Source organism: Nonomuraea sp. MTCD27, assembly GCF_041950495.1.
GTDB lineage: Bacteria > Actinomycetota > Actinomycetes > Streptosporangiales > Streptosporangiaceae > Nonomuraea.
Genome location: NZ_JBGNUW010000002.1, coordinates 727,876 through 740,385 on the forward strand (window position 1 = coordinate 727,876; position 12,510 = coordinate 740,385).

Annotated in this window: 8 protein-coding genes; 7 read left to right on the forward strand and 1 reads right to left on the reverse strand. The window is 73.7% G+C overall.

Annotated features, from left to right (window positions below):
• Window positions 1–46 precede the first annotated feature (46 nt).
• Both ACBJ59_RS07875 and scpA read left to right on the forward strand, forming a co-directional pair.
• Window positions 47–1,915, forward strand: coding sequence for a methylmalonyl-CoA mutase family protein (locus tag ACBJ59_RS07875; RefSeq protein ID WP_375109469.1), 1,869 nt, complete (start codon window positions 47–49; stop codon window positions 1,913–1,915).
• On the forward strand, window positions 1,912–4,068 hold the full coding sequence (gene scpA / locus ACBJ59_RS07880; protein ID WP_375109470.1) for a methylmalonyl-CoA mutase: 2,157 nt from the start codon (window positions 1,912–1,914) through the stop codon (window positions 4,066–4,068). Before ACBJ59_RS07875 ends, scpA begins: the two co-directional genes overlap by 4 nt.
• Here the strand turns inward: scpA and ACBJ59_RS07885 are convergent.
• On the reverse strand, window positions 4,062–6,293 hold the full coding sequence (locus tag ACBJ59_RS07885) for a protein kinase (RefSeq protein ID WP_375109471.1): 2,232 nt from the start codon (window positions 6,291–6,293) through the stop codon (window positions 4,062–4,064). The two genes, scpA and ACBJ59_RS07885, sit on opposite strands and share 7 nt — an antisense overlap.
• 111 nt (window positions 6,294–6,404) lie before the next feature.
• Here ACBJ59_RS07885 and meaB point away from each other — a divergent pair, with 111 nt between their 5' ends.
• The 5 genes from meaB to ACBJ59_RS07910 all read left to right on the forward strand — a co-directional run bounded on the left by meaB (window position 6,405) and on the right by ACBJ59_RS07910 (window position 12,504).
• Window positions 6,405–7,364 (forward strand): methylmalonyl Co-A mutase-associated GTPase MeaB, encoded by a 960-nt coding sequence (meaB, locus tag ACBJ59_RS07890; RefSeq protein WP_375109472.1) that lies wholly within the window; start codon window positions 6,405–6,407, stop codon window positions 7,362–7,364.
• 181 nt (window positions 7,365–7,545) lie between these two features.
• Entirely contained in the window at window positions 7,546–9,807 is a 2,262-nt protein-coding gene (locus tag ACBJ59_RS07895) for a CehA/McbA family metallohydrolase (protein WP_375109473.1), read from the forward strand.
• A 5-nt stretch (window positions 9,808–9,812) separates the two neighbouring features.
• Window positions 9,813–10,760 (forward strand): acyltransferase domain-containing protein, encoded by a 948-nt coding sequence (locus ACBJ59_RS07900; protein ID WP_375109474.1) that lies wholly within the window; start codon window positions 9,813–9,815, stop codon window positions 10,758–10,760.
• Between the two features lie 47 nt (window positions 10,761–10,807).
• The gene (locus ACBJ59_RS07905) at window positions 10,808–11,428 is read left to right on the forward strand and encodes a TetR/AcrR family transcriptional regulator (protein WP_375109475.1); all 621 of its coding nucleotides are present in this window, start codon (window positions 10,808–10,810) and stop codon (window positions 11,426–11,428) included.
• A complete protein-coding gene (locus ACBJ59_RS07910) occupies window positions 11,425–12,504 on the forward strand; it encodes an acyltransferase family protein (RefSeq protein WP_375109476.1) in 1,080 nt (359 codons plus the stop codon). Before ACBJ59_RS07905 ends, ACBJ59_RS07910 begins: the two co-directional genes overlap by 4 nt.
• Window positions 12,505–12,510 lie beyond the last annotated feature (6 nt).

Here is a 12,510-nt window from a genome sequence, read left to right on the forward strand (position 1 = left end):
GCCCCTGGGTTACCGGGGTCGCGGGCTTCCGCCTACTATCCGAACCATGGAACTGGCAGCGGGGTTCGCGTCCATCTCCCGCGACGGCTGGCGCGCGCTGGCGGTCGAGGTCCTGCGCAAGGCCGGGGTCGAGACCGGGTCGCCGGAGGAGGCGCTGTCCCGGACGACGTACGACGGGGTGACGGTCGCGCCGCTCTACGACGCGGACGACCTGCCGGGCGACCCGGGGCTGCCCGGCGCGGCCCCTTACCTGCGCGGCTCCCGGGCCCTCGCTGACCGGGCCGCCGATCGGGGCGCCGATCGGGCCGCCGGGTGGGACGTGCGGCAGCGGCACGCCGTATCCGACCCCGAGGCCGTGCTGGCCGACCTGGAGAACGGCGTCACCTCGCTGTGGCTGGTCGTCGGCGACGGCGCGATCCCGGTGGGCTCGCTCGGCGCGGTGCTCAAGGACGTCTACCTCGACCTGGCGCCGGTCGTCCTGGAGGCCGGGGACCTGGCGCGGGAGGCCGCCGAGGCCCTGTTCGGCCTGGCCGCGGCCCGGGGCACCACGCTGAGCGGCAACCTGGGGGCCTCCGGGGCGCGCGGGCCGGGCGGGGTCGAGCTGGCGCTGTGCTGCGCCGCCGAGTTCCCGGGGCTGCGGGCCGTCACCGTGGACGCGACGCCGTACCACGACGCGGGCGGCAGCGACGCCGAGGAGCTGGGCTGCTCGATCGCCCGGGGCGTCGCCGAGCTGCGGGCCCTCACCGCCGGCGGCCTCACCGCCGCGCAGGCGCTGGGGCAGATCGAGTTCCGGTACGCCGCCACCGCCGACCAGTTCGCCACCATCGCCAAGCTGCGGGCCGCGCGCCGCCTGTGGGCCAGGGTCGCCGAGGTCTGCGGCGCGCCCGAGGCCGGCGGGCAGCGGCAGCACGCCGTCACCAGCTCGGCCATGATGACCGCCCGCGACCCGTGGGTGAACATGCTGCGCACCACCCTGGCCTGCTTCGCCGCCGGGGTGGGCGGTGCGGAGGCGGTCACCGTGCAGCCGTTCGACGCCTGCCTCGGCCTGCCGGACGCCTTCTCCCGCCGCATCGCCCGCAACACGCAGTCGCTGCTGCTGGAGGAGTCGGGGCTCGGGCGCGTGATCGACCCGGCCGGCGGCTCCTGGTACGTCGAACGCCGCACCGCCGACCTCGCCGAGGCTGCCTGGGCCTTCTTCCAGGAGATCGAGGCCGCCGGGGGGATCGCCGAGGCCGGGGAGCTGGTGTCCGCCCGCATCGCCGCCACCCGTGCCCGCCGCGACGACGACATCGCCCACCGCCGCTTCCCGATCACGGGCGTGAGCGAATACCCGGACCTCGACGAGAAACCGCTCCGCCGCCCCTCCCCGGAGGCGGCCCCCGCCCCCGGGTCCGCCCGCCACCCGGCGGAGGACTCAGCGGAGACAGGCGAGCACGGCTCCTCCCGGCCCGCCGCGCACGGCGACGCCGAAGGGCCCGGTGGGTTGCCGAAGGTGCGGTACGCCGAGCCGTACGAGCGGTTGCGCGATCTGGCCGACGCGCGGCCCGAGCGGCCCAAGGTGTTCCTCGCCACCATCGGCCCCCTGGCCGCGCACACCGCCCGGGCCGCTTTCGCCGCCAACCTGTTCCAGGCGGGCGGCCTGGCCACCGAGACCGCCGGGCCCGGCGCCGACCCCGAGCAGATCGCCACCGCCTTCGCCGTCAGCGGCGCCACCGTGGCCTGCCTGTGCTCCAGCGACAAGCTGTACGCCCAGCACGCCGCCGCCGTGGCCACCGCCCTGCGCAGGGCGGGCGCGCGCAAGGTGTGGCTGGCGGGGAAGGGGCAGTACGAGGGTGTGGACGCCAACCTTCACGCCGGTTGCGACGCGCTGGCCGTGCTCCGCGAGACCTTCGACGACCTGGAGGTGACCCGATGATCCCCGACTTCTCCGGCATCCCGCTCGGCCCCCTGCCCGAACGGCCGGCGCCGGCCCCGGAGGCGACGGAGTCCGGGGGTGAGGTGTGGGAGACCCCCGAGGGCATCGCGGTCAAGCCGCTCTACGCCGCCCCCGACCTGGAGGGCCTCGACTTCCTGCGCACCTACCCCGGCGCCGCCCCCTACCTGCGCGGTCCCTACCCCACCATGTACGTCAACCAGCCCTGGACCATCCGCCAGTACGCGGGCTTCTCCACGGCCGAGGACTCCAACGCCTTCTACCGGCGCAACCTGGCGGCCGGCCAGAAGGGCCTGTCGGTGGCCTTCGACCTGGCCACGCACCGGGGCTACGACTCCGACCACCCCCGGGTGGCCGGTGACGTGGGCATGGCCGGGGTGGCGATCGACTCGATCTACGACATGCGGCAGCTCTTCGACGGCATCCCGCTCGACCGCATGTCCGTGTCCATGACCATGAACGGCGCCGTGCTGCCCGTCCTCGCCCTCTACATCGTGGCGGCCGAGGAGCAGGGCGTGCCGCCGGAGCAGCTCGCCGGGACCATCCAGAACGACATCCTCAAGGAGTTCATGGTCCGCAACACCTACATCTATCCACCGGCGCCGTCCATGCGGATCATTTCGGATATCTTCGCTTATACGAGCGAGAAGATGCCGAAATTCAACTCCATCAGCATTTCCGGTTACCACATCCAGGAAGCCGGCGCCACGCTGGACCTGGAGCTGGCCTACACACTCGCCGACGGGGTCGAATACCTGCGCGCCGGGGTCGGAGCGGGCATGGACATCGACCGTTTCGCGCCGCGCCTGTCGTTCTTCTGGTGCATCGGCATGAACTTCTTCATGGAGGTCGCCAAGCTCCGCGCCGCCCGGCTGCTCTGGGCCAGGCTCGTGTCCGGATTCGGGGCCGGGAACCCGAAATCGCTGAGCCTCCGTACGCACAGCCAGACCTCGGGCTGGTCGCTCACCGCGCAGGACGTCTTCAACAACGTCGCCCGCACCTGCGTCGAGGCCATGGCCGCCACCCAGGGCCACACCCAGTCGCTGCACACCAACGCCCTCGACGAGGCCCTGGCCCTGCCCACCGACTTCTCCGCCCGCATCGCCCGCAACACCCAGCTCCTCCTCCAGCAGGAGTCCGGCACCACGCAGGTCATCGACCCCTGGGGCGGCTCCTACTACGTCGAGCGCCTCACCCACGACCTCGCCGAGCGTGCCTGGGCCCACATCCAGGAGGTCGAGGCCGCCGGGGGCATGGCCAAGGCCATCGAGGCCGGGCTGCCCAAGCTGCGCATCGAGGAGGCCGCGGCCCGTACCCAGGCCCGGATCGACTCCGGGCGCCAGCCGGTGATCGGCGTGAACAAGTACCGGGCGAGCGCCGACGAGACGATCGACGTGCTCAAGGTCGACAACAGCGCCGTACGCGCCCAGCAGCTCGACAAGCTCGCCCGCCTCAGGGCCGAACGCGACGGCGAGACCGTCCGCCGCGCCCTCGACGCGCTCACCAAGGCCGCCGGGCACCCGGCCCCCGGCCTGGAGCACAACCTGCTCAAGCTGGCCGTGGACGCCGCCCGCGCGAAGGCCACGGTGGGGGAGATCTCCGACGCGCTCGAGCGGGTGTTCGGCCGGCACGCCGAGCAGGTGCGTACCATCACTGGCGTGTACCGCGACGAGTCAGGTTCGGCCGCCGGCGTCGAACGCGTCCGCCTGGCCTGCGCCGACTTCGAGCGGGCCGAGGGCCGCCGGCCGCGCATCCTGGTCGCCAAGATGGGCCAGGACGGCCACGACCGCGGCCAGAAGGTGATCGCCACCGCCTTCGCCGACCTGGGCTTCGACGTGGACGTCGGCCCGCTGTTCCAGACGCCGGAGGAGGTCGCCAGGCAGGCGGTCGAGGCCGACGTGCACGTCGTGGGCGTCTCGTCGCTGGCCGCCGGGCACCTCACGCTGGTGCCGGCGCTGCGCGAGGCCCTGGCCGACCTCGACGCCGCCGACATCATGATCGTGGTGGGCGGCGTCATCCCGCCCGGCGACCACGACGAGCTGCGGGCCGCGGGCGCCGCCGCGATCTTCCCGCCCGGGACCGTGATCGCCGACGCCGCCCTCGACCTGCTGGAACAGCTCCGGAACCGTCAGTAGGTCCCCTGGTCGCACATCGTGACCGTGATCGTCCGCTGCACGGCGACGGGCGAGGTGATCCGCAGCGTGACGCTGTGGGTGCCGCCCGTGCTCGTGAGCGTGCGCGGAGAGGTGAGGTAGCGCCGGCCGTTCTCGGAGATGACCGCCGACGAACGGCCCGCGGCGGCGCCGTCGATGACCCAGGTGTAGCTGAAGTTCACCGGGCTGCCCGTACGCCGGACGAGCGCCTGGAGCGTCACCTCGCCGCCGGCCCAGCACTCGCCGTTCCTGGTGCCGCCGGGCCGTACGTAGACGAGCATGAGGCGGTCCGTGGCGGCGGCCGGGGTGGTGGCGACCGCCTGGCCGTCGTCGGGGACCGAGCTGGGGGTGCCCTCCGTCTGGGGGGTCGGCCTGGCGGTACGGGTCCGCCTGGGGGTCGGCGGGCCGGCGGCCGGGGAGGTCGGGTTGCCGGTGACGACGGCGACGGTCTCGGTCTTGGGGGTGGGCGTGGTGGGGGTGAGCCAGACGATGGCGCCGGCCAGCGCGCACACGGACACGCCGGAGACGCCCGCGATGATCACCGTCCTGACCCGCCGGCCCCACGACCGCCGGGCAGGCGCCTGCCCCTCGCCGCTCCCGCCGTGGTGCTCCTGCCCGGGGCCGTTCCCGTCGTGCGCACCCGGGTGCTCCTGGCCGGCCCGGCCGAAGGACGCCCCATCCGAGGGTAAGGACGCTCCGTCCGGGGGGAAGGATGCTGGCGCCACCGCCGTGGCCGCCACGGCCGTGGCTGCCCGCGCCTCCGTCCGGTCCCGCGATCCGGGGGCGGCGGCCTGGGGCTCGACGGGGGAGGAGAGGTCGAACAGCGCCTGAAGCGGCGAGGTGACCTGCCCGGCCCCCTCGGGCGCACCGGGCTCACCCGGCATCCGATGCGCCTGCGCCTGCGCCGCGCCGTGATGGGGGCCATGTTGGGCGGCCGGGTGGGTGGCCGGGTGGGCGGCCGGGTGGTGGTGCGGCGCGGTGGTCCGCGACGGGGTCCGGTGCGGGTCGCCCGGAGCGGGGTGGGCTCCGGGCCCGCCCTGGTGCGGGGCAGCGGAGGCCGGGTGTGCCGCCGACGCGTCCTGCGCCGGGCCCTGGTGCGCGGCCGGCGGCCGGCGGCGGGTGGTGGCCTGGGCGGGGTCCTGGTGCGGGTCCCGCGTCCGGCGGGCCGGAGTGCCCTGACCCGTCCCGGGAACCTGCGCGGCGCCGGTGGTGGCGGCGGTGCCGGTGGTGGTCGGGGCGCCGCCGGTGGTGGGCGCTGTGCCGGACGGGTGGGGGTGCGGGGACGTGGGGGCGCGGCCGGGGCCCGTGGGCGAGGGGCGGCTCTGGGGCCTGTCCAGGGTGCGGTCCTGGGTGTCCCAGTCGGACTCGGGCGTGTCGGCGGCGGGCTGGTCCTGGGTCGGGGCCGCGTACGGGGTGGCGGGCCGGCGGGAGGGGGCGGCCAGGCGCAGCAGGACGTCGCGCATCGAGGGCCGGGCCGCCGGATCCTTGGCCAGGCAGGCGGGCACGATGTCGCGCAGCGGCCGGCCCAGCTCCCCGAGCCGCGGCTCCTCGTGCAGGATGCGGTTGATCACCGCGGGCAGCGCGTCGTCCCCGAAGGGCGGCACGCCGGTGGACGCGTACACGAGAACCGACGCCCACGCGAACACGTCGGCCGCGGCCCCCACCGGCTTGCCGGCGAGCTGCTCGGGCGCCATGTACGCCGGCGTCCCCACGATGTTGCTGGTCGCCTTCATGCCCGAGCTCAGCGCCGCGGCGATGCCGAAGTCGACGACCCGCGCCCCGTCCGGCCCCAGCAGGACGTTGGACGGCGTGAAGTCGCCGTGGACGACGCCGGCCTGGTGGATCGCGTCGAGCGCGGTCGCGGTCGCCACGGCGAGCCGCTGCAGCTCCGCCCCGCCGCGCCGGCCCGCCTGCTGCAACGAGGGCCCGTCCACGTACTCGGCCACGATGTACGGCCTGCCGCTGGTCGAGGCGTCGAGCACCTGCGCGAGGCAGAACGGCTCGACCTTGCGCGCGGCGGCGATCTCCTTGGCCAGGCGCTCGCCCACGGCCAGCCCCTCGCGCAGCACCTTGACGGCGACCGGAGTTCCGTTGCGTGCCTGGCCGAGGTAGACGACACCGTGGCCGCCCGCACCGAGCCGCCCGACCAGCCGGTAGGGTCCCACCGCTGCCGGGTCGCCCTCGCGGAGGGGTTCGACGTTGGGCATGAGGGGAGTGACTCCTGTGACGGCTGAGATCAGAACTCCAGCACCCTACTGGCAAAAGTCAAGACTTGTCAGAAGTTAAGCTGATCATTGCGAAGAAAGGGGGCAAGTCGGGTGCATTCGCTGGAGGACTACGCCAACGGCGTCCGGGCCGGCTCCCGTACCTGGACCGCCCGCGCGATCACTCTGGTCGAGTCGACCAGGCCCGACCACATGGCGCTGGCGCAGCGGCTGCTCGTCGAGCTCACCCCGCTCACCGGGCACGCCCGCCGGGTCGGCATCTCCGGCGTTCCGGGCGTGGGGAAGTCCACGTTCATCGACGCGCTCGGCACGCTCCTGACCGGGCAGGGGCACAAGGTCGCCGTCCTGGCCGTGGACCCGTCCTCCACCCGGACGGGCGGCAGCATCCTCGGCGACAAGACCCGCATGGCCCGCCTGGCGGTCGATCCCGCCGCCTTCATCCGGCCCTCGCCGACCTCCGGCACCCTCGGCGGCGTCACCAAGGCGACCAGGGAGGCGATGGTCGTCGTGGAGGCGGCCGGGTTCGACGTGGTCCTGGTGGAGACCGTCGGCGTGGGCCAGTCGGAGACCTCGGTGGCCGACATGGTGGACACGTTCCTGCTGCTCACCCTGGCCCGCACCGGCGACCAGCTCCAGGGCATCAAGAAGGGCGTGCTGGAGCTGGCCGACGTCATCGCGGTCAACAAGGCCGACGGCGAGTACGAGCTGCCCGCCAGGAAGGCGGCCCGCGAGCTGTCGGGGGCGCTGCGCATGCTCCGCTCCGACACGGGCCCGCCGCCCGTACTGACCTGCAGCGGGCTCACCGGCGACGGGCTGGACCAGCTCTGGCGGCGCGTGCTGGCCCACCAGGACTCGCTCGACCTGCCCGCCAAGCGCCGCCGCCAGCAGGTCCGCTGGACGTGGACGCTCGTGCAGGACCGGCTGCTGGCCGAGCTGCGCCACGACCCCGAGGTGGCGGCGATCACGGCGGAGGTGGAGCGCGAGGTGCTGGCGGGCGAGATCACGCCGTCCCTGGCGGCCGACCGCCTCCTGTCGGCGTTCAAACGCCCTTGATCTTTTCCGTCACATCCACGATGTGGCCTCATGAGGCCCTATTTGGAGCAGCATCGGAAACCTCCGGGTGGAGATACCTCTCCCGAGGTTGAAATATCCATCCCTCCCCCGACGGAGCCGGGAGAAGGGGTTGCGTGATCCATGTCACGATGTCGCGCAACCAAGGTGGGGAGAGGCGCATATGGGTGCGGAATCGATGCTGCCCGGAAGGGTGACGGACGCGCTGGAGGAGTACGGCCGCCTCCTGGACGAGCACGGCATCACCTGGGGCGAGCCGGAGATCCACTACGTGAAGTTCATCGCCAGGCGCAGGGTGCTGCCGCCCGCGCTGTTCGACCGGTTCTGGCAGCTGGTGTTCCAGGCGGTCGCCGAGGGCCATCCCGACACCCCGCGCGACCAGCTCGCCGCCCGCCTGGACGAGCCCGACTACGACCGCGTGCTGCGCGACACCCTCGACGGCCGGTTGCCCGGACACCTCGTCGCCGTACGCGTCGACTCCGGCGGCGCCACCCTCGAAGGGGAGCCGCGGACGATCCTGCTGCCCTCCCGGCCGCTGCGCCCGCTCCGGAGCGACGGGCTCCGGCGGCGCGGCACGGGCGGCACGGGCGGCACGGGGCCGCGGTGGGCGAAGGAGGTGCCGCTCGTCGTGCGCGCGGGCGGGGCCCAGCCGGCGGAGCCGGGCGGATCCGCCCTGCCGGCCGGCTGGAAGGAGGGGCTCACGCCCGGAACGCCGCTGCCGGGGCGCGGCGAGGAGCGGATCTCCCTGCTCATCGACTCCAGGCGCGACGAGCCCTGCGTGGTCGGCGTGGACGACACCCAGCGGGTGGTCGCCCCGCGCGGCGCCTGGCTGGTCGAGGTGGACCAGGACAGCATCGTCGTCGTGGACGGCGTCCGCATCCGCCTGGACAGCCTCCTGCGGCCCGTCCATTCGGCCAGGTTGCGCCTGGTGGCCGGGATGCCCTGCCGGTGGAGCGTCGTGGCCGCCGACGGCAGCGGCTGGTTCCCGGCCGACACCCCCAACCGCCACGACTACCACGGCCGCCCGTACTTCCACGGCGACGACCTCGTCGTGGAGGTCCCCTGCATGCCCGTGACGATCAGGGTGGCCAGGGGCATGGAGTACGACGAGGCCGAGCTGGAGATCACCCCCGACCCGGGCGGGGAGCACCTGGTCGAGCTGGCCCCCGCCCGCCTCTACGACGCCGCCGCCCGCGGCTGGTACGGCGGCGACCTGCACGTCCACCTCAACTGGGCCGGCGACCTGGTGGCGGTGCCCGCCGACGCGGCCGCCGCCCAGCACGGCGAGGACCTGCACGTGCTCAATCTGCTGGCCGCCAACGTCTCGGGCCGGCGGGTGTACGACCGGGAGGCGCTGGAGCACTGGACGGGCGAGGACCTGCCCTGGTCCGACGGCACGCACGTGGCCAGGATGGGCGTCGAATACCGAAACGACCTGCTCGGCCACATCTACGCCTTCGCGCCGCGCTCGGCCCCCGGCCGCTACCACACCGGGTTCGACGGCGACGCCGACTGGCCGCCCAACGCCGACGGGCTGCGCGAGCTGCGCGGGCTCGGCGCGCTCGTGGGCTACAGCCACCCCTTTCGCACCCCGATCGGCGAGGGCGACCCGCCCAAGGGGGTCGTCTCGCCGGTGCCGCGCAACTGCGCCGCCCGCGAGCTGGTCGCCGACGCCGCGCTCGGGCTGGTGGACAGCCTCGACGTGCTCACCCACGCCTCGATCCCGGCGACGGCGGCGGTGTACCGGCGGCTGATCGGCGCGGGCAACCGGCTGGCGGTGACGGCGGGCACGGACGCGATGATCTCCTTCACCCGCTCCGACAACCAGTCGAACCCGCCCGGCTGGGCCCGCGTCTACGCCCGCGTCGAGGGGGAGCTGACGGCCAGGACGTTCGCGGCCGCCGTGCGCGCGGGCCGTACGTTCGCCACCACCGGCCCCTGGCTGGAGCTGTCGGTGGACGGCCACGGCCCCGGCCACGTGCTGGCCGCCCGCAGGGGCGACCGCGTCAGCGTCACGGCCACCGCGATGGGCCCCGAGGTGGCGGCGGTGCGCATCCGCACCGCCGACGGCGTGCGGGCGGGCGCCGAGCGGCTGCCGGCCGACGACCGGCGGGGCGAGGAGCAGCTGACCGTGACGGCCGAGCTCCGCGTGGACGGGCCCACGTACGTGGTCGCCGAGGTCCTGTGCGACCCGCATCCGCGTACGCTGACCGCCACGGGGTACGCCCTCACCAGCCCCGTCTATGTCGACGTGGACGGCAGGCAGGTCGCCAGACGGGAGGACGTGCTGTGGTGCCTGGAATGGCTGGATCTGCTGGAGGACCTGATCAGGCAGCACGGCCGGCTGGCCAGCCCTTACCAGTTCGGCGACCACGTGTCCCTGCTGCAGCAGGCCAGGACGGTCTACCAGGCGCGGCTCGGCTGACGCCGGTGGAGGTCAAGGCCCTGCTGGGCGCCCACCCCGGCTGGCTGGAGCACCTGGAGTCGCTCGGCGGCGTCGACATCGCCCTCCCCGACGACCTCCCCGACGAGCTGCTGCGGCTCGCGGTGCCGCACGAGGACGTCAACGCGGTCCTCGCGGCCCGCCCCGAGCCGGGCAGCGGGCAGTGGTGGCTGGCCGAGCGGTGCGTGCACTCGCTGGTGTCCACGATGGGACGCCCGGACGACGACCCGCCCCGGTTCCCGCCGCTGCCGGAGCTGGGTCCGTACTTCTACGTGTACGTCTTCCTGGCCGCCCTGCCGCACACCCGGGCCTACCACCGGCGGCTGGGCATCCCCGAGGAGGTGTCCTGGGCCACGCTCGCCGACCTGGGCCGCAACATGGCGGTGCACCGCAAGCGCCACGGGACCGGCGGCCTGAACGCGCCCAACTGGTTCACGCTGCACGCCAGGGGCCTCCTGTACGCGCTGGGCCGGCTCCAGTTCAACCGCGAGGCCCTGGCCCCGGAGACCGCCGCCGGCATCCGGGCCGCCGGGCGGCCGGCGGAGCCGGGCGTCCACGCGCTCGGGGTGCACATCCCCGACTTCCGCGGCCCGCTGACGCCCGAGGCGTGCGACGCGTCCTTCGAGCGGGCCCGCGCGTTCTTCCCCCGGCACTTCCCCGGCGCGGAGCCCCAGGTCATGACGTGCGGGTCGTGGCTGCTGGACGACCAGCTCGCCCGCTACCTGCCCGCCGCCTCCAACATCCTCGCCTTCCAGCGCCGCTTCCACCTGCTGGGACGCTTCGACGGGGGCGACGCGCTGGGGTTCGTGTTCGGCGGCGAGGCGGTCACGGCACCGGAGGAGCTGCCCCGGCGCACGCGGCTGGAGCGGGCCCTCGCCGACCACCTGGCAGCCGGCGGCGCCTGGTACGGCCGCGTCGGCTGGCTGCCCTTCTGACAATCCCGAGGCACGCGATTTCAGGCCGCATGTGCTAAATTTTGGCCATGCGGTCAGAAAATGAGCCGGGTGGCCAGAAGGCGCGCTCGTTCATCGAGGAGGCCCGGCGGGCCCAGATCGTGGCCTCCGCCATCGAGGTCATCGCCGAGGTCGGGTTCGCCCAGGCGTCGCTGTCGCGGATCGCCAGGCACGCGGGCATCAGCAAAGGCGTCATCTCCTACCACTTCGCCGGCAAGGAGGAGCTGATGGAGGAGGTCGTCAACCGCACCTACGGGGCCATCGCCGATCACGTGCTGGCCGAGATGGAGGGCCTCACCACGGCCACCGAGCTGCTCAGGACGCACATCCTGTCGGTCGCCGAGCACATGCGCGGCAACCGCACCCAGCTCAGGGCGCTGGGGGAGATCTTCGCCAACCTCAGGACCGCCGACGGGCAGCCCCGCTACGGGATCAAGGCGAACGAGGAGGTCTACCGGGCGGTGGAGCAGATCTACCGGCTCGGCCAGCGGAACGGGGAGTTCAGGGACTTCGACGTCCGCGTCATGGCCATCACCCAGTCCTCGGCCATCGACAACATGTTCGCCTACTGGGTCGCCTTCCCCGATCACGACCTGGACGCGCACGCCAGGGAACTCGCCGACCTCTTCGAAAGGGCATGCCGCGCATGACGGTGGAAACGAGCACCAGGACCAGGCTCCACGCGATCGACAACCTGCGGATCGTGCTGACCGCGTTAGTGGTGGCCCACCACGTCGCGATCACGTACGGGAACATCCCGCTGTGGTTCTACGTCGAGCCGGCCAAGGATCCCTCGGGCCTCGTGCTCGACGTCCTGGCCATGTTCAACCAGGCGTTCTTCATGGGGTTCTTCTTCCTCATCTCCGGCTTCTTCACCCCCGGATCCCACGACCGCAAGGGCACCCGCTCCTTCGTGCGCGACCGCCTGATCCGGCTGGGCATCCCGCTGCTCGTCTTCCTCGTGCTGCTGCGGCCGCTGGTCAACTTCGGCGGTCTGGCCGACCGGCCGGGCATGCCGTACTGGCAGTACTACCTCGGCTCGTGGGACCCGGGGCCCATGTGGTTCGCCGAGGTGCTGATCGTGTTCGCGGTGGCGTACGCGGTGTGGCGGAGCCTGCGGCGGCCGATGGAGCAGCGCGTCGCCCCACTGCGGTTCGCCTGGGTCGCGGCCTTCGTGCTGGGGCTGGCGGCCGTCACGTTCCTGTGGCGGATCCCGGTGCCGACCGGCACCTACGTGCCGGTGCTCGGGCTGCCCTCGCCGCAGTTCATGCCGCAGTACGCGAGCATGTTCGTGCTCGGGTGCGTGGCCTTCCGGCGCGGCTGGTTCGAGTCGCTGCCCGCGCGGGCGGGCCGGCTCGGGCTGATCGCGGCCGGCGTGTCGAGCGCGGTGCTGCTGCCGCCGTCGTTCCTGACCGCCGGGGCGGTGGCCGAGGCGCTGACGGCGCTCTGGGAGTCCGCCTTCGCGGTCAGCATGATCATCGGGCTGACGGTGCTGTTCAGGGAGCGCTTCGGCGGGCAGGGCCCGCGCGGCCGGTTCCTGTCCGAGCACGCCTTCACCGTCTACATCATCCATCCGCTCGTACTCGTCGGCCTGGGCTGGGCGCTGCGGTGGCTGGAGGCCGCCGCCGTCGTCAAGTTCGCCGTCATGCTGGTCCTGGCGCTGCCGCTGTGCTGGTGGGCGGCCTATCTGGTGCGCTCCCTGCCCGGCGCCAAGCGGGTGTTGTGAGCGGGC

Excerpts from the sequence above, each read along its gene's own strand:
- ACBJ59_RS07875 (WP_375109469.1), top strand. The coding sequence starts at position 47 with ATGGAACTGGCAGCGGGGTTCGCGTCCATCTCCCGCGACGGCTGGCGC.
- scpA (WP_375109470.1), top strand. The coding sequence starts at position 1,912 with ATGATCCCCGACTTCTCCGGCATCCCGCTCGGCCCCCTGCCCGAACGG.
- ACBJ59_RS07895 (WP_375109473.1), top strand. The coding sequence starts at position 7,546 with ATGGGTGCGGAATCGATGCTGCCCGGAAGGGTGACGGACGCGCTGGAG.
- ACBJ59_RS07885 (WP_375109471.1), bottom strand. The coding sequence starts at position 6,293 with ATGCCCAACGTCGAACCCCTCCGCGAGGGCGACCCGGCAGCGGTGGGA.
- ACBJ59_RS07910 (WP_375109476.1), top strand. The coding sequence starts at position 11,425 with ATGACGGTGGAAACGAGCACCAGGACCAGGCTCCACGCGATCGACAAC.
- ACBJ59_RS07905 (WP_375109475.1), top strand. The coding sequence starts at position 10,808 with ATGCGGTCAGAAAATGAGCCGGGTGGCCAGAAGGCGCGCTCGTTCATC.